At 60.1% G+C, this 26867-nt stretch carries 21 protein-coding genes; 10 read left to right on the plus strand and 11 right to left on the minus strand.

What is annotated here, in order from left to right:
- Positions 1-55: 55 nt before the first annotated feature.
- Positions 56-631, plus strand: a complete 576-nt coding sequence (nfuA, locus tag AB1748_RS00590; protein WP_009087718.1) for a Fe-S biogenesis protein NfuA — start codon at positions 56-58, stop codon at positions 629-631.
- Between the two features lie 36 nt (positions 632-667).
- Here the strand turns inward: nfuA and malQ are convergent, their stop codons facing one another.
- The 5 genes from malQ to glpE all read right to left on the minus strand — a co-directional run bounded on the left by malQ (position 668) and on the right by glpE (position 7287).
- A complete protein-coding gene (gene malQ, locus AB1748_RS00595; RefSeq protein ID WP_293773358.1) occupies positions 668-2749 on the minus strand; it encodes a 4-alpha-glucanotransferase in 2082 nt (693 codons plus the stop codon).
- A gap of 9 nt (positions 2750-2758) precedes the next feature.
- Entirely contained in the window at positions 2759-5164 is a 2406-nt protein-coding gene (malP, locus tag AB1748_RS00600) for a maltodextrin phosphorylase (RefSeq protein WP_367395884.1), read from the minus strand.
- 155 nt (positions 5165-5319) lie between these two features.
- Positions 5320-6078: a DeoR/GlpR family transcriptional regulator gene (locus AB1748_RS00605; protein WP_111140862.1), complete on the minus strand. Its 759-nt coding sequence runs from the start codon at positions 6076-6078 to the stop codon at positions 5320-5322.
- Between the two features lie 31 nt (positions 6079-6109).
- Positions 6110-6931: a rhomboid family intramembrane serine protease GlpG gene (glpG, locus tag AB1748_RS00610; protein ID WP_111140883.1), complete on the minus strand. Its 822-nt coding sequence runs from the start codon at positions 6929-6931 to the stop codon at positions 6110-6112.
- Positions 6932-6960: 29 nt separating this feature from the next.
- Complete coding sequence (gene glpE, locus AB1748_RS00615; RefSeq protein WP_199560041.1) at positions 6961-7287, minus strand: thiosulfate sulfurtransferase GlpE; 327 nt, start codon at positions 7285-7287, stop codon at positions 6961-6963.
- 227 nt (positions 7288-7514) lie between these two features.
- Between glpE and glpD the strand changes: the two genes are divergently transcribed.
- From glpD to mdcH, 9 genes are all read left to right on the plus strand, one after another.
- A complete protein-coding gene (gene glpD, locus AB1748_RS00620) occupies positions 7515-9020 on the plus strand; it encodes a glycerol-3-phosphate dehydrogenase (RefSeq protein ID WP_367395885.1) in 1506 nt (501 codons plus the stop codon).
- A gap of 252 nt (positions 9021-9272) precedes the next feature.
- Positions 9273-10928, plus strand: coding sequence for a malonate decarboxylase subunit alpha (mdcA, locus tag AB1748_RS00625; protein ID WP_111141798.1), 1656 nt, complete (start codon positions 9273-9275; stop codon positions 10926-10928).
- On the plus strand, positions 10928-11788 hold the full coding sequence (locus AB1748_RS00630) for a triphosphoribosyl-dephospho-CoA synthase (protein ID WP_367395886.1): 861 nt from the start codon (positions 10928-10930) through the stop codon (positions 11786-11788). The genes mdcA and AB1748_RS00630 overlap by 1 nt, the downstream gene beginning before the upstream one ends.
- 8 nt (positions 11789-11796) lie before the next feature.
- Entirely contained in the window at positions 11797-12096 is a 300-nt protein-coding gene (gene mdcC, locus AB1748_RS00635; RefSeq protein ID WP_111141794.1) for a malonate decarboxylase acyl carrier protein, read from the plus strand.
- Positions 12089-12922 carry a biotin-independent malonate decarboxylase subunit beta gene (locus tag AB1748_RS00640; RefSeq protein WP_367395887.1) on the plus strand — a complete coding sequence of 278 codons (834 nt, stop codon included), beginning with the start codon at positions 12089-12091 and terminating at the stop codon, positions 12920-12922. The genes mdcC and AB1748_RS00640 overlap by 8 nt, the downstream gene beginning before the upstream one ends.
- Positions 12922-13722, plus strand: coding sequence for a biotin-independent malonate decarboxylase subunit gamma (mdcE, locus tag AB1748_RS00645; protein WP_111141790.1), 801 nt, complete (start codon positions 12922-12924; stop codon positions 13720-13722). Before AB1748_RS00640 ends, mdcE begins: the two co-directional genes overlap by 1 nt.
- 131 nt (positions 13723-13853) lie before the next feature.
- On the plus strand, positions 13854-14813 hold the full coding sequence (locus AB1748_RS00650; protein ID WP_111141788.1) for an AEC family transporter: 960 nt from the start codon (positions 13854-13856) through the stop codon (positions 14811-14813).
- A gap of 1 nt (position 14814) precedes the next feature.
- Positions 14815-15432 (plus strand): malonate decarboxylase holo-ACP synthase, encoded by a 618-nt coding sequence (locus AB1748_RS00655; protein WP_111141786.1) that lies wholly within the window; start codon positions 14815-14817, stop codon positions 15430-15432.
- Positions 15429-16331 carry a malonate decarboxylase subunit epsilon gene (gene mdcH / locus AB1748_RS00660; RefSeq protein ID WP_111141784.1) on the plus strand — a complete coding sequence of 301 codons (903 nt, stop codon included), beginning with the start codon at positions 15429-15431 and terminating at the stop codon, positions 16329-16331. Before AB1748_RS00655 ends, mdcH begins: the two co-directional genes overlap by 4 nt.
- Here the strand turns inward: mdcH and AB1748_RS00665 are convergent.
- From AB1748_RS00665 to glgB, 6 genes are all read right to left on the minus strand, one after another.
- A complete protein-coding gene (locus AB1748_RS00665) occupies positions 16312-17247 on the minus strand; it encodes a LysR family transcriptional regulator (protein ID WP_111141782.1) in 936 nt (311 codons plus the stop codon). The genes mdcH and AB1748_RS00665 overlap by 20 nt on opposite strands.
- Before the next feature lie 174 nt (positions 17248-17421).
- Positions 17422-19869 carry a glycogen phosphorylase gene (gene glgP / locus AB1748_RS00670; RefSeq protein ID WP_111141780.1) on the minus strand — a complete coding sequence of 816 codons (2448 nt, stop codon included), beginning with the start codon at positions 19867-19869 and terminating at the stop codon, positions 17422-17424.
- Between the two features lie 18 nt (positions 19870-19887).
- The gene (gene glgA / locus AB1748_RS00675) at positions 19888-21321 is read right to left on the minus strand and encodes a glycogen synthase GlgA (protein WP_367395888.1); all 1434 of its coding nucleotides are present in this window, start codon (positions 21319-21321) and stop codon (positions 19888-19890) included.
- Positions 21322-21384: 63 nt separating this feature from the next.
- Positions 21385-22677: a glucose-1-phosphate adenylyltransferase gene (gene glgC / locus AB1748_RS00680; protein ID WP_111140383.1), complete on the minus strand. Its 1293-nt coding sequence runs from the start codon at positions 22675-22677 to the stop codon at positions 21385-21387.
- Positions 22678-22687: 10 nt separating this feature from the next.
- Positions 22688-24670 carry a glycogen debranching protein GlgX gene (glgX, locus tag AB1748_RS00685; RefSeq protein WP_367395889.1) on the minus strand — a complete coding sequence of 661 codons (1983 nt, stop codon included), beginning with the start codon at positions 24668-24670 and terminating at the stop codon, positions 22688-22690.
- Positions 24667-26850 carry a 1,4-alpha-glucan branching enzyme gene (gene glgB, locus AB1748_RS00690; protein ID WP_111140385.1) on the minus strand — a complete coding sequence of 728 codons (2184 nt, stop codon included), beginning with the start codon at positions 26848-26850 and terminating at the stop codon, positions 24667-24669. Before glgB ends, glgX begins: the two co-directional genes overlap by 4 nt.
- Positions 26851-26867: the final 17 nt, after the last annotated feature.

Below are 26867 nucleotides of genomic sequence, written 5' to 3' on the forward strand. Positions count from 1 at the left end.
GTCTGTGATGGGCGTATTATAACCAACTAAATTAGTCAACTATTGAGCAATCGACATGATCCGAATTACTGACTCTGCCCAGGAACATTTTTCTAAACTGCTATCCAAACAAGAAGATGGCACCCAGATTCGCGTATTCGTGATTAACCCGGGTACGCCAACGGCTGAATGTGGCGTCTCATACTGTCCGCCCGATGCCGTTGAAGCCACCGACACCGAACTGAAGTTTGAAAAGCTGTCAGCCTACGTTGATGAACTGAGCAAACCCTATCTGGAAGATGCTGAGATCGACTTCGTGACCGATAACCTCGGTTCACAGCTGACGCTGAAAGCGCCGAACGCCAAAATGCGTAAAGTCTCCGATGATGCGCCGATGGTAGAACGCGTTGAGTATCTGCTGCAGGCGCAGATTAACCCGCAGCTGGCCGGCCACGGCGGTCGCGTGTCGCTGATGGAGATCACCGACGACGGTTACGCCATCCTGCAGTTTGGCGGCGGCTGTAACGGCTGTTCGATGATTGACGTGACGCTGAAAGATGGTATCGAAAAAGAGCTGCTGGCCGCCTTCCCGGAACTGAAAGGCGTGCGGGACATCACCGAGCACCAGCGCGGCGAACACTCCTTCTACTGATGAACAGCGCGCGGCAGCCTGACTGCCGCGCTTTTTTTACCCCTCTTTCTCGCCTGACTGACGCTGCTGGCTCACCACCTTCAGTAGCGCATTCACCTCCTTGTCCGCAAACATCTCCTCCAGCGTTTTGCTCAGCTTGCGTCGCCAGTTAGGGTACTCATCCACCGTGCCCGGCACGTTGACCGGCGTGGTCATGCCGAGCCAGTCTTCCGGCTGCAGACCCAGAAGCGCACTGTCCGTATCTGCCAGGAAGCGATGTATCGCCCGGTTCAGCGCAGGCGTCATCGCGAGCTTTTCCGCCTTTTTCTGGCTGCGGGCCGGTAAGGCACCCGCCTGATGCAGCGCATCCAGCAGCGCCTGTTTCTGTGTGGCGCGCTGCTCATGCAGCGCCTTCACCGCATCACCCGGATAGAGGCCCAGCTTCTCGCCCAGCGTCAGGTCGCCCTGCTCCCAGAAGCCGGTCAGCGTCGGCAGGTCGTGCGTGCTGGCGCTGGCGATCGACTGGCGCGGATAGTCCTGTGGTGCGCGATAACGCTCATCTTTCTCCTGCTCAAACCAGAGCACCTTCCATGAAAAGACGCCGCTCTTGCGCAGCAGGCTGACGATCTCCTGCGGCACGGTGCCCAGGTCTTCGCCAATGACCATGCAGCGCAGCCGGTGACTCTCCAGCGCCAGGATGCTCAGCAGGTCGTTCACCGGGTAGGCCACATAGGCCCCTTTATCGGCGGTTTCTCCGGCGGGCACCCACCAGAGACGCAGCAGGGACATCACATGGTCGATGCGCAGCGCACCGCAGTCGCGCATGTTGGCGCGCAGCATATCGATAAACGGCTGATAACCACGCGCCTGCATCACATGCGGATCCATCGGCGGCAGCCCCCAGTTCTGCCCCAGCGGGCCGAGGCGATCCGGCGGCGCGCCGACGGAGGCCTGCAGGCGATAGAGCTCAGGGTCATGCCAGGTTTCCGCGCTGCCTTCCGCCACGCCCACGGCCAGATCCCGGTAGAGGCCGACGCTCATTCCCAGCGCCTGACTGTGCGCCCAGCAGCCAGAGAACTGCTGCTGCGCCAGCCATTGCAGCCATTGCCAGAACGCAATCTCCTCTTCATGCTCTTCACACCACTGCTGCACCTCCGGCGACTGGCTGTTGCGCCACGCTTCCGGCCATGCGGGCCAGCCGCCCTGCTGGCTCTTGTCGGCCTGTCGCGCCAGCTGGATGCCGTCATAGGCCGCCTGATAGCGCAGGCTGTCGCCGCCCTCGCGGACAAACGCAGCCCAGGACTGCTGCTCCTCGCTCTGGCTGTCCCGCCCCCGGAAGTGTGTCCAGGCGTGGCGCAGCGCCGCGAGCTTCAGCGCCATGACCGCCTCATAATCGACGTGCTCCGCCTCACGCGCCCGGGTCAGCGCCTTTTGCGTTCTGGCGCTTTTCCACCACTTCTGCGCCGCGGCACTTTCCCGGAAATCGCTTACCTGATCGACGTCGATATAGATGACGTTCAGCCAGCGGCGCGACGACGGGCTGTAGGGGCTGGCGAAACCGGGGCTGGCGGGATAGAGCGCATGCAGCGGATTAAGCCCGACGAAGTCGCCGCCGCGTGCAGCCAGCTGCACCAGCAGCCGATCAAGATCGCCGAAGTCGCCGATCCCCCAGTTCTGCTCTGAGCGTACGGTATAGAGCTGCACCAGCGCGCCCCAGCGTTTTTCGCCCGCCTCCAGCGCCGGCGGCAGATAGCAGCGGCGTGGCGCAACGACAATCCGCGTCTGCCAGCTTTTCTTCCCTTTGGTGAGCGTCAGCTGATGATACCCCTGCGTCAGCGGGCCAGGCAGCGTAAAAGGCTCACCTGCGGTCAGTTCGCCGCTGTGCTGTTTGCCCTTTTCCGTCTGCAACTGCCAGTGATAGACGCCGCTGCCCTCTGGCGTCAGCTGGCGTTTGCCGCTGCCGCTGAAGACCGCAACCGGGGGCAGCGGCGATTTTTTTGCCTTCTGCGGCTGGCTCATTATCGCCAGCAGCGCGCGCTTAGTCTCATCGCTGATTTCTGCTTTTTTGCCGTTTACGTCGATGTAATTCAGTGAGATACCCGCGGCACGGGCGGACTGATCGAGTGAATCTTGTTTCATTGCTGCTCCTTAGCGCGGTGCCTGCCAGATACGTTGCTGATAATCACGAATGGATCGGTCCGAACTGAACATGCCGGTTCGGGCCGTGTTGAGAATTGCGGCGCGGGTCCAGCCTTCCGGGTCGCGCCACAGCGCTTCGACCCGCTGCTGCGCCTCGATATAGGCCTGGAAATCGGCCAGCACCAGCCAGGGATCGCCCTGCTTAGTCAGGCTCGCCAGCATCAGGTCAAACGCCTGTTTGTCGCCGTCGCTGAATTTGCCTTTTTCCAGCGCCTTCAGCAGGTCATCCAGCGCCGGGTTCTGCTTACGCACCTTTTTCGGGTTGTAGCCTTTCGCCCGGAGCGCCTTAACCTCCTCCACGGTGTGCCCGAAGATAAAGATGTTCTCCTCTCCTACCTGTTCAGCAATCTCGACGTTCGCGCCATCCAGCGTGCCGATGGTCAGTGCGCCGTTCAGCGCCAGCTTCATGTTGCCGGTGCCGGAGGCTTCATAACCGGCGGTGGAGATCTGCTCTGAAAGGTCGGCCGCCGGGATCATCTGTTCGGCCACCGTGATGCGGTAGTCAGGGATAAAGACCACTTTGAGTCGATCGCCAACGCGCGGGTCGTTGTTAACCACCTCCGCCACCCGGTTAATGGCGTAGATAATGTTTTTCGCCAGGTAGTAGCCTGGTGCGGCTTTGGCCCCAAACAGGAACACCCTTGGCGTGAGGGTCTGATCGTCGGGCTGCTTAATGAGTTTCTGATAGCAGTAGAGGATGTGCAGCAGGCTGAGGTGCTGCCGCTTATACTCGTGCAGGCGTTTGATCTGCACATCGAACAGCGCCGCCGGATTGACGACAATGCCGGTGTGCCGGGCGATGTAGCGGGTAAGCTGCGCTTTGTTCTGCTGCTTGATGCTGCGATAGCGCTGACGGAACGCCGGATCGTCGGCATAGCTCTCCAGGCCGATCAGCGCCTCCAGATTGTTGGCCCACTCAGTTTTCAGCGTCTCATCGATCAGCCCGGCCAGCGCCGGATTACACTGCTTCAGCCAGCGGCGCGGTGTGATGCCGTTGGTGACGTTGTGGAACTTCTGCGGCCAGAGCTGGTGATACTCGGGAAAGAGATCGCTGACTACCAGCCGCGAGTGCAGCGCCGCCACGCCGTTGACCGCAAACCCGCTGACCACGCAGAGATTGGCCATCCGCACCTGACCCTCCGCGACAACCGCCAGCTTGTGCCACATCGCCTTATCGTCCGGCCAGTGCTGCTTCACCTGCTTTTTCAGCCGCCGGTTGATCTCTTTGATAATCACCATATGGCGCGGCAGCAGCGTGCGCATCAGCTTCTCATCCCAGCGTTCCAGCGCCTCCGGCATCAGCGTGTGGTTGGTGTAAGCAAAGACCCGGCTGCTGATCTGCCAGGCCTCATCCCAGCTCAGCTGATGCTCATCCAGCAGCAGGCGCAGCATCTCCGGGATGGCAATGGTGGGATGGGTGTCGTTGAGCTGGATCACCTCAAAATCGGGCAGGCTGTGAATGCTGCGCCCTGCCAGATGGTGACGCCGCAGGATATCGGCTACCGCGCAGGCGCACTGAAAATATTGCTGCATCAGGCGCAGCCGCTTGCCCGCCTGATGATTGTCGTTGGGATAGAGCACTTTGGTCAGCTTCGCCGCCTCAATGCCGGGCTTCTCGGCCTGCAGAAAGTGGCCATCATTAAATACTGTGAGATCAAACGGCTGCGCGCTGACGGCCTGCCAGAGGCGCAGCGGCAGCGTCACGCCGTTGCGGTAGCCAGTGACCGGCAGATCCCAGGCCTCACCGCGCAGCCTGAAGTCGGGATACCAGCGAACGGTGCCATCCTCCTGCTTTTCGACCCGTCCCCCCATCGCCACCTCGACATCCAGCGCCGCATTGTGGCGAAACCAGGGGTAGTGCTCGCGCTGCCAGTCATCGGGCGCCTCCTTCTGGTGGCCCTCCTCAAAAGACTGGCGGAACAGACCGTACTGGTAGTTAAGGCCGTGACCGGTCGCTGGCTGGCCCACCGTGGCCATCGAATCGAGATAGCAGGCAGCCAGCCGCCCCAGTCCGCCGTTGCCCAGCGCCGGGTCGACCTCCTGCTCCAGCAGCTCCGATAAGTCGAGCTGCTGCTCAGCCAGCGCGGCGCTGACCTCGTTATACCAGCCGAGGTTCAGCAGATTGTTGCCGGTCAGACGGCCAATCAGGAACTCCATCGACAGATAATTGACGTGCCGCTGCCCCTCAGACAGGCACGGGGCCGGTTGCGCGGCCAGCAGCTCCGCCAGCGCCGCGCTGACTGCCTGCCACGCCTGATGCGGTGTCATCTCCCGGGCTGAACGCAGATTTAACTGTTGCCACTGGCGGGTCAGCGCGGCAGTGAAACGGGCTTTACTGAATTTTTGCTGCGGCATATCACTCCCTTCTGTTAAGCATGAGGTGAAGCAAAAAGAGAACGCGCACAGGCTGACAATCGGCTGCCAGCAACCGATTAAGTAAAGACGCGAGTGAGGAAAAAAGCGACAGCAATCAAAGAAAAACGCCAGCCGGGCGGCTGGCGTGGCAGGAATCAGCAGAGTTCGAGATGGACCTCATGCTGCTCAATCACTTTCATGACGCTGGCGGGCGGCATTTTATCGGTGTAGAGGTAATCCAGCAGGCTCATATTGCCGAGATTCACCATTGCGTTGCGGCCAAACTTGGAGTGGTCCACCACCAGCATGACGCAGCGTGAATTTTCGATAATGGCGCGCTTGGTGCGCACTTCGTGATAGTCGAACTCCAGCAGGGAGCCATCCATATCGATGCCGCTGATGCCGAGAATGCCGTAATCGAGCCGGAACTGAGAGATGAAGTCGAGCGTCGCTTCCCCCATCACCGCGCCATCGCGGGTCCGCACCTCACCACCCGCGATAATGACCCGGAAGTCGGGTTTGCCCATCAGCAGCATCGCCACGTTAAGGTTGTTGGTGACGACCCGGAGATCGCTGTGGTTCAGCAGCGCATGGGCCACCGCTTCCGGCGTAGTGCCGATGTCGATAAACAGCGTGGCCCCATCCGGGATCTGGCTGGCCACGCGCTCGGCGATGCGCGCCTTTTCCGCTGACCACATCATCTTACGATCGTGCCAGGCGGTATTCTCAGAGCTGGACGGAAGCGCCGCGCCGCCGTGATGACGCTGTATCTTATTCTGATCGGCCAGATCGTTGAGATCGCGACGAATGGTCTGCGGACTGACCTCAAAATGGTCCACCAGCTCCTCAGTACTGACATATCCCTGACGACGGACTAAATCGATAATCGCGTCATGACGTTGCGTCTGCTTCACGTTCCTCTCCTGTTAACCTGCATATTCCCGTCTACCGACGCGTGACGTGACGCGTGTCGACCAGCGCCATCGCCAGCCCGACCAGCAGCCCGGCCACATGGGCCGCGTTGGCGATCGCCAGACCAAAGACGCCGAACCAGCCAATGACCAGCCAGACCAGCGCAAAACCGATCAGCCCCCGTTCAAGATAGACGCCACTGTCGGGATCGCGCTCGCCGCGCAGCCAGCAGTAGCCCATCAGGGCATACACCACGCCCGACAGGCCGCCAAACCAGATGCCGCTGAACTTCGCCTGCAGCCAGCCACTGAGCAGGGCCGAAATCAGCATAATCACGAACAGTTTGCCGCTGCCGAGCCGCTTCTCCACGGCCCCGCCCAGATACCACCACCACATCAGATTAAACAGGATGTGCAGCAGTGAAAAGTGCAGCAGCGCATGGCTGAACCAGCGCCAGACCTGAAAATGCTGGTCGGCATCCGGCCAGGAGAGCCAGGCCATCACGGTCTGATCGCCCATCACCTGCATCAGAATAAACACAGCGATGCAGAGCACCATCACGCTCATCGTCAGCGGCCCCGCACGCTCGCGGATGTTCGCCCAGATGTTGCTGCGCTCATAGCGCAGGCCGCTGTCCGTTTTACCGCTGTGCCAGCTGGCCGCCTGATAGCGCGGGTGGTTGGGATCGTGCAGGAACTGCTGAAGTTCGTTTTCGACCACGGCAATTTTGCTTTCATCATCCAGCATGATGACGTAGTGGTTGTCATGCTCGATCCGCAGCGTGACGCCGCGCGTCGCCATATAGTCCACAAACGCCTGCGCCATGCGCGGCTGGTTAAACTGGGTAATGCGCATCAGTAACGCTCCATGTGCCGGGCCGCCATCTACTCACTGCCGAGGGCAACCTGCTGAGGAAAAGCAGCGCGCCAGGCATCAAAGCCGCCGTCGATGCTGTACGCTGCGCTGAAGCCCTGGCCCAGCAGATACTGTGCTGCGCTTTTGCTGCTGTTGCCGTGATAGCACATCACCAGCACCGGCAGGCTGTGGTCAGCACCGCTGATAAAGTCGCTGAGGTTGGTGTTGGTCAGATGCAGCGCGCCGGCCGCATGGCCCAGGGCATAACTCTGTGGATCGCGGATATCCACCAGCAGCGCACCCTGCGCCAGACGCGCCTGCGCCTGCTGCACATCAATACATTCGAACGTTTCCATGAGATCTCTCATAACAGCATCACGATAGCGGATAGTGTAACCCGAGAATCCACGCCGATAACCTGACAATCGTTACGGGTATCGGTTTTTTTGGTGGGCAGAATGTTAGCTATATCACGCAAAATTGTTTTTAGCGGGTTAAAAGCTGGCGTAAATGTTGGTTTGTGATTATGATTATGCTCGAAAACGAACATTAGTGAACTATTCCGAACATCGGAGGAGATGACGTGGAAACCAAAGACCTGATCGTGATCGGCGGCGGCATCAACGGTGCCGGCATTGCAGCAGACGCTGCAGGACGCGGACTGTCGGTGTTAATGCTGGAGGCGCGGGATCTGGCTTGCGCGACCTCCTCTGCCAGTTCAAAACTGATTCACGGCGGCTTGCGCTACCTTGAACACTACGAATTCCGTCTGGTCAGCGAAGCGCTGGCTGAACGTGAAGTGCTGCTGAAAATGGCCCCGCATCTGGCGTTCCCGATGCGCTTCCGCCTGCCGCACCGCCCGCATCTGCGTCCGGCGTGGATGATCCGCACCGGCCTGTTTATGTATGACCACCTCGGTAAACGTACCAGCCTGCCGGGCAGCAAGAGCCTGCGCTTTGGCGCGGATTCGGCCCTGAAGCCGGAGATCACGCGCGGATTCGAATATTCAGACTGCTGGGTGGACGACGCCCGCATGGTGGTACTGAATGCGCAGGAAGTGGTGAAGCGCGGCGGCGAAGTGCGTACCCGTACCCGCGTGACCCGCGCCTGGCGTGAAGGCGGCCTGTGGAAGGTGGAAGCGGAAGATGTCGACAGCGGCAAAATCCATACCTGGCAGGCAAAAGGTCTGGTCAATGCGGCTGGCCCGTGGGTCAAACAGCTGTTCGATGATGGCCTGCAGCTGAAATCGCCGTACGGTATCCGCCTGATTAAGGGCAGCCATATCGTGGTGCCGCGCGTGCACACCGAGAAGCAGGCCTATATTCTGCAGAACGAAGACAATCGCATCGTGTTTGTGATCCCGTGGATGGATGAGTTCTCCATTATCGGTACGACCGACGTGGAGTACAAAGGCGATCCGAAAAAAGTCCACATCGACGACAACGAAACCGAGTATCTGCTGAAAGTGTTCAACGGACACTTTAAAAAGCAGCTGACCGCCGACGATATCGTCTGGTCTTACTCCGGTGTGCGTCCGCTGTGTGATGACGAATCGGATTCACCGCAGGCGATCACCCGTGATTACACGCTGGATGTGCGCGACGATCATGGTCAGGCACCACTGCTGTCGGTGTTTGGCGGCAAGCTGACGACCTACCGTAAGCTGGCTGAACATGCGATGGAGAAACTGGCGAAGTATTACCCGAATGCGGGCCCGGCCTGGACGAAGAACTGCGTGTTACCCGGCGGGAACATCTCCGGCACCCGTGAAGATTATGCCGCCAGCCTGCGTCGCCGCTATCCGTTCATCAGCGAAAACATGGCGCGTCACTTCTCGCGTACCTACGGCAGCAGTACCGAAACCCTGCTGGCGGGCGCGAAGAGCCTGAACGATCTGGGCGAGAACTTCGGCCATGAGTTCTACGAGGCGGAGTTACGCTACCTGGTGCAGCATGAGTGGGTGCGTGAACTGGATGATGCGATCTGGCGTCGTACCAAACAGGGTATGTGGCTGACCAAAGAGCAGCAGGCCCGTGTCGCCGAATGGCTGGCAGCGAAGGCGAAACCGGTTCTGTCGCTGGCTTCATAAGCAGCCCCCCTTGATCATAAAGCAGGCTCCGGCCTGCTTTTTTTATGCCCGTCCGCCGGGGCCACGTTCAGATCCGGCGCAGACCTGAGCCACATCGTTTACGGCTCAGACGCCGTACTTCGCTCTCCCTCCTCCCCATCATTACCTTAAGCCTAACGTTCCGCCTTTTTGCTTAATTGAACAGGGCAGGCATAAGGCACAGACTTTACACAGCAAAAACGTCAACAGATCGATTCCAATCAGGAGGTTGAAATGAACACAGGCCAAACGCCTGTCCGGGAGTGGAACACACGCCGCAGTGAAAAAGCGCGTCGTATGGCCTCCTTTCCCCTCGATGGCAAAGTCATTCCTGTAGAAAGAGCCACAGAAGCACTTGAACAGTTAATCGCCCCGGGCGATCGGGTGGTACTGGAAGGGAACAACCAGAAACAGGCGGACTTCCTGTCCCGCACGCTGGCACAGGTTAACCCGGCAAAGATCCACGACCTGCATATGATTATGCCCAGCGTCGGCCGCAGCGAGCATCTCGATATTTTTGAAAAAGGCATCGCCCGCAAACTCGACTTCTCCTTTTCCGGTCCGCAGAGCCTGCGCATGTCGCAGCTGCTGGAGGATGGCCAGCTGGAAATCGGCGCTATCCACACCTATATCGAACTTTACTCCCGCCTCTATGTTGATCTCAGCCCGAATGTGGCGCTGATTGCCGGTTACAAAGCTGACCGCAAAGGCAACCTCTATACCGGTCCGGGTACCGAAGATACCCCGGCGCTGGTGGAAGCCGCAGCGTTTCGCGATGGGATCGTTATCGCTCAGGTAAATGAACTGGTCGACGATGAAACTGACCTGCCGCGCGTCGATATTCCCGGCTCGTGGATCGACTACGTTGTGGTCGCCGACAAACCCTTCTTTATCGAGCCGCTGTTTACCCGCGATCCGCGCCTGATTAAACAGGAACATATCCTGATGGCGATGATGGCGATCAAGGGCATCTACGCCGAGCATCAGGTGCAGTCGCTCAACCACGGCATCGGCTTTAACACCGCCGCGATTGAGCTGCTGCTGCCCACCTACGGCGAACAGCTGGGTCTGAAAGGCAAAATCTGTAAGCACTGGGCGCTGAACCCGCATCCGACACTGATCCCGGCAATTGAGAGCGGCTGGGTGGAGAGCGTGCACTGCTTTGGTGGCGAGCTGGGGATGGAAGAGTATATCCGCGCCCGTCCCGACATCTTCTTTACCGGCAGCGACGGTTCGATGCGCTCTAACCGCGCCTTCTGTCAGCTGGCGGGCCAGTACGCGGTCGATATGTTTATCGGCGCGACCCTGCAGGTGGACGGGCTGGCAAACTCCTCGACCGTGACCCGTGGCCGCCTTTCCGGCTTCGGTGGCGCACCGAACATGGGCCATGACCCGCACGGCCGCCGCCACGCCTCCCCCGCCTGGCTGAATATGATCACTGAGCCGGACCCGATGCAGCGCGGTAAGAAACTGGTGGTGCAGATGGTGGAGACCTTCCAGGCCGGGGCCAAACCGACCTTTGTGGAAAAACTTGATGCGGTCGATGTCGCCAAAGCCTCCGGTATGCCGCTGGCACCGGTCATGATCTACGGCGATGACGTCACCCATGTCCTGACCGAAGAGGGTATCGCCTATCTCTACCGGGCGGAGAGCCTGGAAGAGCGTCGCGCCATGGTCGCCGCCGTCGCGGGCATTACCGATATCGGTCTGGGCGTCGATGCCGCCCGGGTTGCCGCGCTGCGTAAAAGCGGCAAAGTGGTCTACCCGGAAGATATGGGCATCCGCCGCTCCGACGCCACCCGCTCCCTGCTGGCGGCTGGCAGCGTGGCCGATCTGGTTGAATGGTCAGGCGGCCTGTACAACCCACCCGCTAAATTCCGGAGCTGGTAATGAAACTCCTGTCACCGACCCAGAGCGAGGCGCAGGCCAGCCAGCTGGCCACGATTGCGCGTGATTGTCTGATCGATGAAGCCCGTCTGAGCCCCAAACCGGGTCTGGTTGACAGTCGGGGAAACGGCGCGCATCAGGATCTGACGCTGGCGCTGATGGAACGTTCTGCTCACAGCCTGGTGCCCGTCTTTCTGGCGCTGGCCCGTCACAGCTGGCTGCGTCCCGCCGATATCGCCCTGCGCGAAACGGTAGGCCGCCTGGGCCGCGACGGCGAACAGCAGATGATGGCGGCGACCGGCGGCGTGAACACCCATCGCGGCGCGATCTGGGCGCTGGGCCTGCTGGTCAGTGCCGCAGCCATGCTGGGTGGCACCGGCCGGGCGGCTCAGCTGACCCGCACCGCGGCCGCGCTGGCCAGCCTGCCGGATAGCGGTGCGCCTAAACAGTTCAGCAAAGGGCTGAAAGCGACCCACCGCTATCGGGTGCCCGGCGCACGCGAAGAGGCACAACAGGCGTTTCCGCACATCATGAAACTGGCGCTGCCGCAGCTGATGGCAAGCCGGGCCGTGGGCGCCAGCGAAAGCGCAGCCCGGCTGGATGCGCTGATGGCGATCATGACCTCGCTCAGCGATACCTGCGTGCTGTCGCGGGCCGGTATGACCGGGCTCAACGCGATGCAACAGGGGGCGCGCGCCGTTCTGCTGGCGGGCGGCAGCCACACCGCAGAGGGGGCGGAGGCGCTGGCGCGGCTCGACCGCCGGATGCTGGCTCTCAACGCCTCACCGGGCGGGGCCGCTGACCTGCTGGCCGCGACGCTGTTTATCGATCGGGTCTGTTCGCCTGAACACTCATATTTTTAGAGGCCATTATGGAACACATCACATTATCTCTCCCTGCTAATCGCCTGCTCAGTGGCAGAGCGCTGGCCGGGGTCGTTGGTTCCGGTGATATGGAAGTGCTGTACACCGCAACCAGCGGCCAGACACTGAACATCGCTATCACCACCTCGCTGGATAACAGCGACGCCCGCTGGAAGGCGCTGTTTGACCGCCTGAATCTGATCAGCGGCCTGCCCGCTGGCGAGCTGATTATCCATGATTTCGGTGCGACGCCCGGCGTAGCGCGCATCCGTATTGAACAGGTTTTTGAAGAGGTGAGCCATGCGTAACGATGCCAGCTTTATTGAATTACGGGCCCGTGAACGCGCCCATGCGCTGCTCGATGCGGGCAGCTATCGTGAACTGCTCGATCCCTTTGAAGGCATTATGTCGCCGTGGCTCGCCCCGCAGGGCGTGGTTCCGCAGTCGGATGATGGCATGGTGGTGGCGCGCGGCACGCTGAACGGTCAGTCTGCCGTGGTGATTGCCATCGAAGGTACCTTCCAGGGCGGCAGCATGGGTGAAGTCTCCGGCGCGAAGATGGCGGCGGCGCTGGAGCTGGCGGCGGAAGATAACCGCAACGGTATTCCGACCCAGGCGGTGCTCTGCCTGGAAACCGGCGGCGTGCGCTTACAGGAGGCCAATCTGGGCCTGGCGGCGATTGCCGATATCCATGCGGCGATTGTCGATCTGCGCCGCTATACCCCGGTGATCGGCATCATCAGCGGCACCGTGGGCTGCTTTGGCGGCATGTCTATCGCCGCCGCGCTCTGCAGCTATCTGATTGTGACGCGTGAAGCCCGGCTGGGGCTGAACGGCCCGCAGGTCATCGAGCAGGAAGCGGGGATTGAAGAGTATGACTCACGCGACCGTCCGTTTATCTGGAGCATGACCGGCGGCGAGATCCGCTACGCCAGTGGCCTGGTCGATGTGCTGGTGGATGACGGGATTAATGCCGTGAAAACGGCCATGCAGGGCTTTATCGCCAGAGGCGTCCCGGCGCAGCATCGCAGCGACAACTATGACGATTTTCTGTCACGTCTGACGCAGTTCGACACCCGCCAGCAGGCGGACACCGCGCAGATTAAACAGCTTTTTGCCCGGGAGGAGAAATAATGACGCAGACAAGCAGCCGCGGTGCCACCTGGCTGGAAAAACTGGCACCCCATGCGCAGCGCCTGAGCGGCCTGTGCGCCTCTGTTCAGGTGGCTGACGGCCAGCTCAACGGCGAAAACGTACGCTTTGTCGCCGTGGTGCCCGATGCGCATAACCACTATCCACGCGCCGCACGGGGCGAAGTCGGCCTGCTGGAGGGCTGGACGCTGGCGAAGGTGGTGAATGAAACGCGGGAAGCGGACAAAAACCGCGCCGTGAAGCGCCCGATTGTGGCGGTGATTGACGTACCGAGTCAGGCCTATGGCCGCCGCGAAGAGGCGTTTGGGATCCACCAGGCGCTGGCGGGCGCGGCGGGTGCCTACGCCAATGCGCGCCTGGATGGTCATCCGGTTATCGGCCTGATTGTCGGCAAGGCGATGTCCGGTGCGTTTCTGGCGCACGGTTATCAGGCTAACCGGCTGATTGCGCTTAACGATCAGGGGGTTCTGGTGCACGCTATGGGCAAAGCGTCAGCGGCCCGTATTACGCTGCGATCCGTGGAGGCGCTGGAAAAACTGGCCGCCACCATTCCGCCGATGGCGTATGACGTCGATAACTTCGCCACTCTCGGCCTGCTCGCCGATCTGCTGAACGTGGCCGATCCCGATGCGCCGTCCGATGCGGATGTCGCGATGGTGGAAATCGCCCTGCAGAAGGCTATCAGTGATGCCCGTCAGGATCCGAGCCTGAAGAACCGCCTGGGGGCAGCCAACCGTCACAGCTCTTCCCTGGTTCGCGAGCGCATGCGCGCGACCTGGTAAAAACATAAAAATAAACCTGCCGAAAACGGTCTGACGGGGCGCATTAAGGCGTGCGCCCCGGTGCAGTGGCCGTGTTCAGAATTATAAACATCGCTGTTTTTAAAGAATTTTTTCTTATTAACAGGTGATTTATGATCTATACAATTGTTCATGCCCTTGCGCCAATCTTCGTCATTATGCTGCTCGGTTTCTGGGCGGGTAAGGCCGGAATGGTTAATAACAAAGATGTCTCGCTGCTCAATATTTTCGTGATGGATTTTGCGCTACCTGCCGCGCTGTTCAGCGCCACGGTTCAGACACCGTGGTCGGGCATCGTCGCACAGTCGCCGCTGATTGTGGTCTTAACCGGCGCGATGTGGATTGTCTATGCGGCGCTCTATTTCCTGGCGACCCGCGTCTTTAAAAAGTCGCCGCAGGATGCCGCGGTGCTGACCCTGACGGTCGCCCTGCCGAACTACGCCGCGCTGGGCCTGCCGATTCTGGGCAGCGTGCTGGGCGAAGGCTCTGCAACCTCCCTGTCTGTGGCGGTTTCGATTGCCTGCGGCTCAGTGCTGATGACGCCATTCTGTCTGCTGATCCTGGAGCGGGAAAAAGCGCGCAGCGCCGGTGAAAATGCCGGTTCGACACTGGCCATGCTGCCGGTTCTGATGTGGCGCTCGATTAAGAAACCGATCGTCTGGGGGCCGCTGCTGGGCGTGGTGCTGAGCGCATTCGGTCTCAGAATGCCGGAACTGGTGATCTCGGCGATTAAACCGCTGGGTCTGTCGGCCACCGCCGCCGCCCTGTTCCTGACCGGCGTGATCCTCTCTGCCCGCAAACTGAAATTCAATGCTGTCGTAGGTCTCGGCACCGTCGCCAAGCTGCTGATCCAGCCTTTTGTGGCCTGGGGTCTGGTGCTGGTCATGGGCCTTCACGGTTCGGTGGCGATCACCGCTATCCTGATGATTGCGCTGTCGGCCGGTTTCTTCGGTGTGGTATTTGGCAATCGCTTTGGCGTACAGTCACCCGATGCGGAAGCCGTGCTGCTGCTCAGTTCGCTTCTCTCTGTTTTATCGTTACCGCTGTTCATTACGCTGACATCAGGAATGTAATATGTGTGATCCGCGCCCCCACGATTTGCTCTGGCTGCGAACCCGCAGTGCGTTAGCCTCGCTCCAGGAGAGCTGGGTCAGGCAGCAGTGGCATCCCGACCTGCCCGTGGTGGTGCGGCGCGATCACCGGGCGTCCGGGCTAATCCCGATTGGCGTGCGCGGCGAGCGCCGTGAGCAGCGCGCCGCCGGCTGGATCCCGCCAGCCGATATCAGCCGGATCGTGACGCCGGAGAGCCTGGCTGAGCGGGCATCCCTGCTGGCTTCGCCTTTCGCCGCCTGTGCGCCGGTCAGCGCAGCGATAGTGCTCAGCGGAACCCGCTGGCCGTGGCGCTGGGGCATCACCGGCAGCACCGGTTATGCGCTGGCGACACAGCGCCCCACGCTGCACGCCGCCAGCGATCTGGATGTTGTGATCCGCGCCCCGCAGCCGCTGCCCCGTGAGGCACTGCAGCAATGGCAGGCGCTGACCGCGACGCTGGCGTGCCGGACAGATACGCAGGTGGAAACGCCGTCTGGCGCGTTTGCCCTGGATGAGTGGCTGCGGAGAGGCCGGGTGCTGCTGAAAACCGACACCGGCCCGCGGCTGACCGCTTCCCCCTGGAGCAGAGAGGATCAATGAAAATACTCTTTACCTTTCCCGGTCAGGGCACCCAGCGTGCCGGTATGCTGCAGCATCTGCCCGACGGCGATGCGCTGTTAAGCCAGGCGCGCGCGGTACTGGGCGACGAGGCCAATCGGCTCGACAGTGCAGAGGCGCTGCGCCACACCCGTGCGGTGCAGCTCTCGCTGCTGATTTGCGGTGTTGCCTGGGCGCGTGAGCTGATTCGCCGGGGCGTGGCGCCCGATATCGTCAGCGGCCTGTCGATCGGCGCATTTCCTGCGGCGGTGATTGCGGGGGCACTCGATTTTGCGGATGCCCTGCAGCTGGTTGCACGGCGTGGCGATCTGATGGAGCAGGCCTATCCGCAGGGGTATGGCCTGACCGCGATCGCCGGCTTAACGCTGAACCGTCTGGAGCCCCTGCTGTCGGGCAGCCATACCTATCTCGCCAATCTCAACGCCGAGACACAGATTGTGATTGCCGGACGCGATGAGGATATGGCGAGGGTCGCGCAGAAAGCACTGGAGGCCGGTGCCAGCAAAGCGATTAAGCTCGCGGTGAGCGTGCCGTCGCACTGCGCCCTGCTGGACGAGCCTGCCGCCGAACTGGCGCGCGCCTTTGAGTCTGTAACGCTCTCCCGGCCCCGCTGTGCCTACCTCAGCGGGTCCACCGGACGGGTTATCCACGATCCCGCCAGGATAGCCGACGATCTCGCCTTCAATATGGCGCGCACCGTGCAGTGGCACGATGCGATGGTCGCCGCTAATCAGCGCGATGCCCGGCTGGCGATTGAGATGCCGCCCGGCAATGTTCTGACGGGTCTGACGCTGCAGGCGGGCTGGCAGGGAGACGCGATCTGCATGGAGCGCAACAGCATTGAGGTTGCACTTCATCTGGCTAAACGGCTGGATCGGTAAGGGTGCGGGCGTACATCCGCCCTTCTGCCGCCAGCGCCAGCAGATCCTGATCGCGTTCGCGCCGGTGTGAATAGACGATCGCGATCTGCTGACACATCTGATAGGGCTCTGCGAGCGTCAGCAGCTGAATATTGTTCTCATAGACTTTTTTCATGCGCCCCGGAATCAGCGCCAGCCCGATGCCCGCCTGCACCAGACTTATCATTGAGAAGATGTCGTTGACCCGGGTCACCATCCGCGGTTCGAATCCGGCGATCTGAAACGCCTCCTGCGAACCGGTGTAAGTCGCAAAGCCTTCTGCCAGCGAGACAAAATCGCGGTCAGCATAGTCACGCAGGTCGACCGGCCCGCTGCCGTTCCGCGTCTCGCCAGCTGGCGCGGCCAGGAAGATCCGATCTTCAAACAGCGGGATGACATCGAACCGTGTGTCATTCAGCTCGTCCTTATCGGTGGCGATCAGGATCGCATCCAGCACATCATCTTCCAGCATAGCCAGCAGCGTCTGATTGGAACCCATGGTCAGGTCGAGTTCCAGCGTGGGTCGCCGCAGCTTCATCCCCATGATCAGGCGCGGAATGGTCTCCAGCGTCAGCGAGTAGAGCGTGCCCAGCCGCAGCCGTCCGCCGCCGATGCCCGCCACCTTGCGCGCCTCTTCGATACCCTTCCCCATCAGCGTGGTCACATCGCGACAGTACTCCAGCAGGGTCCACGCGGCCGGCATCGGCACCAGGTTGCGGCCCTTGTGGATAAACAGCGGGCAGTCGATCCCCTCCTCCAGCGTGTGCAGTGCGCGATGCACGCTGACGCTGCTCAGATCGAGCGCCTCCGCCGTCCTCGCGATATTGCCCTTACTCATAAACATCATAAAAACGCTGAGTTTACGAAAGGTAATTTCCTGGTTGATGTTGTCACTCATTCGCGGGGGTTCCCTGCAGACGCATCCTGATTGTCCACATAGTAGCGATTCTCACTCAGGGTGTAATGATCTGGCTCGCACAAGCGGGACGGGAGCGGCTGAAAAAGGGGGGAAGCGGTGAGAAGAAGAGAGCGTGCGGCCGGTGGGCTGGCCGCACGGAAATAAACGCCTGACTTACAACCTGACCGGCGTAATGTTCCAGATCTCGTCGGCGTACTCCTGAATGGTACGATCTGACGAGAAGTAGCCCATTCCGGCGATGTTTCTGGCCGCGCGACGCTGCCACTCATCCGGTTTACGGTAGAGCGCGTCCACCTTATCCTGGGTGTCCACGTAGCTGCGATAATCCGCCAGTAACTGGTAGTGGTCGCCGAAGTTGACCAGCGAATCGAACAGATTGCGGTAGCGGCCTGGCTCCTGCGGACTGAAGACGCCCGAGGCAATCTGGGTCAGCACCTGATGCAGCTCCTCATCGCCTTCATAGTAGTCACGCGGGTTGTAGCCCTTTTTACGCAGGGCTTCGACCTGCGGCGTGGTGTTCCCGAAGATAAAGATGTTCTCTTCGCCGACGTGATCCAGCATCTCAACGTTCGCCCCATCCAGCGTGCCAATGGTCAGGGCGCCGTTCAGCGCAAACTTCATGTTACTGGTGCCGGACGCTTCCGTTCCTGCCGTCGAAATCTGCTCGGAGAGATCGGCCGCCGGGATAATGATCTGCGCCAGGCTGACGCTGTAGTTCGGGATAAAGACAACCTTCAGCTTGTTCTTCACCTGCGGATCGTTGTTGATCACGTTAGCGACATCGTTGATCAGATGAATGATGTGTTTGGCGACGTAGTAGGCCGACGCCGCTTTCCCGGCAAAGATGTTGACGCGCGGCACCCAGTCAGCCTGCGGATCGGCCTTGATACGGTTGTATCGCGTGATCACATGCAGGACATTGAGCAGCTGACGTTTGTACTCATGAATACGCTTGATCTGCACATCGAACAGCGCATTCGGATCGAGCACCACATCCAGATTCTTCGCCACCCAGCTGGCCAGTCGCCGCTTATTCTGATGCTTGGCCACCGCCACCTTTTCGATAAAGGCCGGATAGTCGATCTGCGCTTTCAGCTCGCCGAGCTGGCTGAGATCGGTACGCCAGTTGCGGCCAATCTCGTCGTCCAGCACCTCAGAGAGCGCCGGGTTCGCCAGCGCCAGCCAGCGACGTGGCGTCACGCCGTTGGTCTTGTTACAGAAGCGACCGGGGAACAGACGGGAGAAATCGGCAAACAGCGACTGCACCATCAGATTCGAGTGCAGCTCGGAGACACCGTTGACCTTGTGGCTGACGACTACCGCCAGCCAGGCCATACGCACCCGGCGGCCATCGTTTTCGTCAATGATCGAAATGCGCGACAGCAGATCGATGTCATCGGGATAGTGATCCTGCACGGTCTTCAGGAAGAAGTCGTTGATCTCAAAAATGATGCTGAGATGGCGCGGCAGGATCTTACCGATCATATCTACCGGCCAGGTCTCCAGCGCCTCGCTCATCAGCGTGTGGTTGGTGTAGGAGAAGACCTGACAGCAGACGTCGAAGGCGCTGTCCCAGCTGAACTTATGCTCGTCGATCAGCAGGCGCATCAGTTCGGGGATCGCCAGCACCGGATGCGTGTCATTCAGGTGAATGGCAATTTTATCCGCCAGGTTGTCCCAGGTCTGATGCATTCGCCAGTGGCGATTCAGGATATCCTGCACCGTGGCAGAGACCAGGAAATATTCCTGACGCAGACGCAGCTCGCGCCCGGAGTAGGTCGAGTCATCCGGGTAGAGCACCCGTGAGACGTTTTCGGAGTGGTTTTTATCTTCCACCGCCGCGAAGTAGTCACCCTGGTTGAACTTGCCGAGATTGATCTCGTTGCTGGCCTGCGCCCCCCACAGCCGCAGCGTATTGGTGGCGTCGGTGTCGTAACCCGGGATGATCTGGTCATAGGCCATCGCCAGGATCTCTTCGGTCTCCAGCCAGCGCACTTTGGTGCCTTCATGCTGAACACGGCCACCGAAACGAACTTTGTAACGGGTGTTGAAACGCTGGAACTCCCACGGATTACCATATTCCAGCCAGTAATCCGGCGACTCTTTCTGCTCACCTTCCACGATGTTCTGTTTGAACATGCCGTAGTCATAGCGGATGCCGTAACCCCGGCCCGGCATACCCAGCGTCGCCAGTGAGTCGAGGAAGCAGGCCGCCAGACGCCCCAGGCCGCCGTTGCCCAGCCCCGGATCGTTCTCCTCTTCCATCAGCTCGGCCAGATCCAGACCCATCTCATCCAGTGCCTGGTTGAGATCGTCATAGATCCCCATCGCCAGCAGCGCATTGCCCAGCGTGCGGCCCATCAGGAACTCCATCGACAGGTAATAGACCTGGCGGACATCCTGAGAGAGCTGGGCACGGCTGGAACGCAGCCAGCGCTCGACCATCCGGTCGCGCACCGCCAGCAGTGAGGCGTTGAGCCACTCATGTTTATTGGCGATAGAGGGATCTTTGCCGATGGTAAACATCAGCTTGTAGGCAATCGAATGCTTTAAGGCATCAACCGTCAACGTTGGTGAGGCGTAAGTGAAAGGTGCGTTCATATCCAGTTTCCCAATCCGTTACATCAAACGTTGGTAGAGATCACGGTAGGCTTGTGCCGCCACCTGCCAGCTAAAGTCCATACCCATCGCCTGGCGCTGAACGTAACGCCAGAGTGACGGACGGGACCACAATACAAACGCGCGCCGGATAGCCCGAAGCAGCGACCAGGCATTGGCGTCTTCAAAACTGAATCCGCTGGCGATACCGTCGGCCAGGTTCTCTAACGAACTGTCGTTGACGGTATCGGCCAGGCCACCCGTGCGGCGCACTAAAGGCAACGTACCATACTTCAGGCCATAAAGTTGTGTCAGACCACAGGGCTCAAAGCGACTTGGCACCACGATCACATCCGCCCCGCCGACAATGCGGTGAGAGAACGCCTCGTGATAGCCAATCTGCACACCAACGCTGCCCGGATGCTCTGCTGCCGCGGCCAGGAAGCCCTGCTGCAGCTCGGCATCGCCCTGTCCCAGCAGCACCAGCTGACCGCCCTGCGCCAGCAGGCCGGGCAGCGCCTCCAGCACCAGGTCCAGCCCTTTCTGTTTGGTCAGACGGCTGATAACGCAGAACACCGGCGCTTTGTCATCGACCTTGAGACCCATCGCCACCTGCAGCTGACGTTTGTTTTCAGCCTTTGCTTCCAGCGTGTCGCGGTTGTAGCGCGCGCTGAGCAGCAGGTCGTGCGCCGGGTCCCAGATAGAGGGATCGACCCCGTTAAGGATCCCGCTCAGACGCCCTTCCCGCATCCGCTGTGCCAGCAGGGTCTCCATGCCGTAGCCATATTCTGCCGAGGTAATCTCATGGGCATAGGTCGGGCTGACCGCCGTCACATGGTCGGCGTAGAAGAGTCCCGCTTTCAGGAAGGAGATCTGGCCGTAAAACTCCAGCCCATGCATGTTAAAGAACGACCACGGCAGGCCAATCTGGTCCATGTGGTGCGCCGAGAACAGCCCCTGATAGGCCAGGTTATGCACGGTAAAGACCGATTTGGCCGGACGACCGCGCGTTTCCAGATAGGCGCAGGTCAGGCCGGCATGCCAGTCGTGAGCATGCACGATATCGGGACGCCACATGGAATCCATGCCGCACGCCAGTTCACAGCCGACCCAGCCCAGCAGCGCAAAGCGCAGGTAGTTGTCGACATAGGCAAACTGCGACTCGTCATGATAGGGACTGCCGGGACGGTCGTAGAGATCAGGCGCATCGATTAAGTAGATGCCCACACCGTTAAATTCACCAAAAAGCAGACGCATATGACCGGCAAATGTCTCTCGCTCTGTCACTACCTGGAGATCAGGTATGCCTTTGCGCAATGCGGGAAAAGCGGGCAACAGTACCCGCGTATCCGTACCACCCGCAATCTGCGCCTGAGGTAATGCCCCGACTACATCAGCCAGTCCGCCCGTTTTCAGCAGCGGGAAAAGTTCTGAACAGACATGTAAAACCTGCATCCTCGACCTCATTAAGTTATCCGGCACGCTCCGCGTGCCGATTGCGTAAGTTCCGCTTATCGCTTACAGCCCCGCTTTGGCCAGTCTGGCCAGCATGGCGCGGGTAACCAGCACGATTCCTTCATCCGAACGGTGAAACCGACGACTGTCTTCATCAGGGTTTTCGCCAATGACCATGCCTTCCGGCAACTCGCAGGCGCGATCGATCACGCAGCGACGCAGACGACAGGAACGGCCAACAACCACATCAGGCAGCAGTACGGTTGAATCAATATTGCAAAATGAGTTCACGCGAACCCGGGGGAACAGGACAGAATTGACCACCACCGACCCGGAGATGATGCAGCCACCCGACACCAGCGAATTCATGGTCATCCCGTGACTGCCGGAACGATCCTGAACAAATTTGGCGGGCGGCAGCGGCTCCATATGGGTACGGATCGGCCAGGTAACGTCATACATATCGAGCTCTGGCATCACAGAGGCCAGGTCGAGATTGGCGCGCCAGTAGGCTTCCAGCGTGCCGACATCGCGCCAGTAAGGCGGCGCGTTGTCATCATTCTGCACGCAGGAGAGCGCAAAGGAGTGCGCGTAGCCTTCACCGCTGGCTACGATTTTCGGCAGGATATCTTTGCCGAAATCGTGGTTGGAGCCTGGCGTCTGCAGATCCTCTTCCAGCAGTTCATAGAGATAATCCGCGTTGAACACGTAGATCCCCATGCTGGCGAGCGACTGCGTGTCATCACCTGGCATGGTGGGCGGCTTCGCGGGTTTTTCCACGAAGTCGATCACCATGTTCTCTTCATCCACCGCCATCACGCCAAAGGCGGTGGCTTCATGCACCGGTACGGGCAGACAGGCGATGGTACATTTCGCCTCGTTCACCACATGGTCCAGCAGCATGCGGGAGTAATCCATCTTATAAATGTGGTCCCCGGCGAGGATCACGATGTACTGCGCCTGATAGCGGCGAATCACATCAAGGTTTTGCGTCACCGCATCTGCCGTGCCGCGATACCACTGTTCGGTCGAAAAACGCTGCTGCGCTGGCAGCAAATCGACAAACTCATTCATCTCTTCGTTGAAGATCGACCAGCCGCGCTGGATATGCTGAGTCAGGGTGTGAGACTGATATTGCGTAATCACGCCAATCCGTCGGATACCGGAGTTGACGCAGTTGGAGAGGGCAAAGTCGATAATGCGGAATTTGCCGCCGAAATGCACCGCCGGTTTGGCACGCTTGGCCGTTAAATCGACCAGTCGTGTGCCGCGTCCGCCGGCGAGGATCAGAGCAACCGTCTGTGTAGGGAGCTGGCGAGCCAGCATCAGGTGATCTGTTCTATCTAACTTAACCATGTCTGACTCCTTATGATTGCTTTTGGAACACGCACACGCCGTGTGCGGGACCATGCCAGACAGTTAGCAGGATGGGGTTGTCGTCCCCGGCGAAAGGAGGAAGGGCACGCCATTCTCCGTCTGGTAACACGATGTCATTCACCTTATCCGTGGCGTTTATTGTTATTAACCAGCGGCCGGACAGCAGGATCTGCAATCTGTGCATCCCCTGCGCCCATTCATCGTGTTGCAGTGGCTGGCCACCGGCATTGAGCCACTGCACATTGCCGTCACCGTCCTGCCACCAGCGGTCTGCGGTCAGCGCCGGAATGCGCTGACGCAGACGAATCAGTGCGGCGGTAAATCCGACTAATCCCTTCTCATCCGCCCGCCAGTCAAGCCAGCTCAGGGCGTTGTCCTGACAGTAGGCGTTGTTATTGCCACGCTGCGTATGGCCACGTTCGTCGCCCGCCAGCAGCATGGGTGTGCCCTGCGACAGCAGCAGCGTGGTCAGCAATGCCCGCACGCTGCGGCGACGCCGCTCAACCACGTCATACGTGACGTTCAGCCCCTCTTTGCCGTGGTTGTGGCTGTAGTTATCGCCGTGACCATCGCGGTTATCTTCCCCGTTCGCTTCGTTGTGTTTGCGTTCGAAGCTCACCACGTCCCAGAGCGTAAAACCGTCATGGGCGGTAATCAGGTTAACCGTCGCGTGCGGCGCCCGGCCATCGTGCTGGTAGAGATCGCTTGAGGCAGCAAAGCGGCGGGCAAACTCGCCGTTACTTAATGCGCCGTGCAACCAGTAACGACGTGCGGTGTCACGAAACTGATCGTTCCATTCGGCAAACGGCGGCGGAAAACGGCCTGCCTGATAGCCGTCAGGACCGATGTCCCAGGGTTCGGCTATCAGCTTGACCTGAGAGAGCAGCGGACAGGCACGAATCGCGGCAAAAAAGGGCGCATCGCGCTGGTAATCAGGTGTGCGGCCCAGTACCGGGGCCAGGTCGAAGCGGAAACCGTCGACATGGCAGACCCTGACCCAGTAGCGCAGCGCCTCTAACGTCCACGCCATCACCTGCGGATGGTGGATGTTCAGCGTGTTGCCGCAGCCGGTCCAGTTCTGATAACCGCCCTGCTCATCCAGCCAGTAGTAGCTGGCGTTATCAATGCCCCGCATGGAGAGGGTCGGGCCAATCTCATCCAGTTCGGCGGTGTGGTTAAACACCACATCCAGCACCACTTCGATGCCCGCAGCGTGCAGGTTTTTCACCGCCTGCTGAAACTCCTGCAACGGCGTTACCCCCGGCTGGCCGGAGCCGTAACGCGGGTCAACGGCCCAGAGCGCAAAGGGGTTGTAACCCCAGTAGTTGCTGAGGCCGAGCTGCAGCAGCCGCGGTTCGCTGGCGAAATGCGCCACCGGCAGCAGCTCCAGGGTGGTAATCCCGAGCTGACGCAGGTAATCCACCATAACAGGATGACCCAGCGCCGCGTAAGTCCCGCGCAGCGTTTCCGGAATTTCCGGATGCAGCAGCGTCAGACCGCGAACGTGGGCCTCATAGATAATCGTATTGCCCCACGGGATGCGTGGCGCGACATCGTCCTGCCAGTCAAAGTCTTCCGCAACGACCCGTGACTTCGGCGCAATCGCCGCATTGTCATGCGGGTCGGGCTGCGTGTCGCCGCCATAAAACAGCGGATCGTCCGGTACATCGCCCTCAACCGCGCGAGCGCAGGGATCGACCAGCAGCTTCGCCGGATTAAAGCGGTGCCCCTGCGCCGGTGCCCAGGGGCCATGCACCCGATAGCCGTAGCGTTGTCCGGGCTTGAGTGCCGGAATGTATCCATGCCAGATATCCCCACTGCGGCCAGGCAGGTCAAAGCGCACTTCTGCGCCCTCTTCATCAAACAGGCAGAGCTCTACGCGCCCGGCGTGCTGGGAAAAGAGGGTGAAGTTAACGCCTTTGCCATCGTAACTGGCACCCAGCGGTTCGGGATCGCCGGCAGTGATGATCATTCCGCCTCCCGCACCAGCCAGACCGTTGCCAGCGGCGGCAGATTAAGGCTCAGCGACTGTGGTCGCCCGTGGCTGTGCTGCTCATCGGTATGCACCCGGTGAATGCGCACATCGCTGCCGTGATACTCATGCTGATCGGTGTTCAGCACTTCACGCCAGTAGCCAGGCTGGTTTACGCCAAGGCGATAGCCCGGACGCGGCACCGGCGTAAAGTTACTGATCACAATGATTTCGTTACCTTCACGGTCACGGCGCACAAAGGCGAAGACCGAGTGCTCCGCATCATCCACGACCAGCCACTCAAAGCCTGCCGGATCGAAGTCGAGCTGATGCAGCGGCGTGTAGTGCTGATAGGTGTGGTTGAGGTCGCGCACCAGACGCTGAACACCGTGATGCCAGTTGTCATCGCCTTCCAGCAGATGCCAGTCCAGGCTGACGTCATGGTTCCATTCGCGGCCCTGCGCAAATTCGTTGCCCATAAACAGCAGTTTCTTGCCGGGGAAGCCCCACATCCAGCCGTAATAGGCGCGCAGGTTGGCGAACTTCTGCCAGGCGTCGCCCGGCATCCGATCGAGAATCGAACGCTTGCCGTGCACCACTTCGTCATGCGACAGCGGTAGCACAAAGTTTTCGGTGTAGTTGTACATCATGCCGAAGCTCATCAGGTTGTGATGGTGCTTGCGGTAGATGGGATCGACCTGCATGTAGTCGAGGGTGTCGTGCATCCAGCCCAGATTCCATTTGAACCAGAAGCCCAGCCCGCCGCCTTCGGTGGGACGCGTCACGCCAGGGTAGTCGGTTGACTCCTCCGCCATCGTGACCGAACCGGGTGCCACGGTGCCGAGCGTGCGGTTGGTGTAGCGCAGGAATTCGATCGCCTCAAGATTCTCGCGGCCACCATACTGGTTCGGCACCCATTCGCCTTCGTTGCGGCTGTAGTCGCGATAGATCATCGACGCCACCGCATCCACGCGCAGGCCATCGATCCCAAAGCGTTCTGTCCAGTAAAGTGCATTGCCTGACAGGTAGTTGCTCACTTCCCGGCGGCCAAAGTTGTAGATCAGGGTATTCCAGTCCTGATGGAACCCTTCGCGCGGATCGCTATGCTCATAGAGCTGGGTGCCATCAAACCGCGCCAGACCAAAGTCATCGCTGGGGAAATGGCCCGGCACCCAGTCGAGCAGCACGTTCAGGCCCGCTTCGTGGGCGCTGTCGATAAAAGCGCGGAACTCATCACGGGTTCCAAAACGGCGGGTCGGCGCATACATCCCCAGCGGCTGATAGCCCCAGCTGCCGTCAAACGGATGTTCGTTGATGGGCAGCAGTTCGATATGGGTAAAGCCCATCTCTTTAACGTAGGGCACCAGCTGTTCAGCCAGCTCTTTGTAGCTCAGCCAGAAGTTGTTGTCGGTGTGACGACGCCAGGAGCCGAGGTGCACTTCATAGATGGAAATGGGCGCGTCAAAACCATTGGCGGCTTTACGCTCCTCTTTCATCTCAACCGGCTCTGGCAGGCCGCAGATCATCGATGCGCTCTCCGGACGCATCTGCGCTTCGAACGCATAGGGGTCCGCCTTGATACGCAGTTCGCCATTCGCATCGATAATTTCATATTTGTAGAGCTGGCCGTTGACGGCACCCGGCACAAAGAGTTCCCAGATCCCCAGCTCCTGACGCAGACGCATCGGATGACGGCGGCCATCCCAGAAGTTGAAGTCGCCGACCACCGAGACGCGACGGGCGTTGGGTGCCCAGACGCAGAAACGGGTGCCGGTGACGCCATCGATCACGTCGCCATGTGCGCCCAGTGTTTCATAAGGACGCAGATGCGTACCTTCCGCCAGCAGCCACAGGTCCATCTCCTGCAGCAGCGGGCCGAAACGATAGGCGTCGTCCACCAGGTTCTGCTGGCCGTGCCAGTTGACCGCCAGCTGATAGCGGAACGGATTTTTACGGCGTGGAATGACGCCACTGAAGAAGCCGCGCGCATCTTCACACGCCAGCTGAGCCAGTTTGCGCCCGGTAGAGGTTTCAATGACCCAAACTTCGAGCGCTTCGGGGAGCAGCGCCCTGACTTCAAGGCCCTGCTGAGTTCGGTGCATCCCTAGTAACGAAAAAGGGTCAGCATAATTACCCGCAAACAGGGCATTGATCGCCTCGCGATCGGGAAGCTCTGACATGACTTTCTTCCTGTGAT

It is taken from the genome of Pantoea sp. Ep11b (genome assembly GCF_040783975.1).
Lineage (GTDB): Bacteria > Pseudomonadota > Gammaproteobacteria > Enterobacterales > Enterobacteriaceae > Pantoea.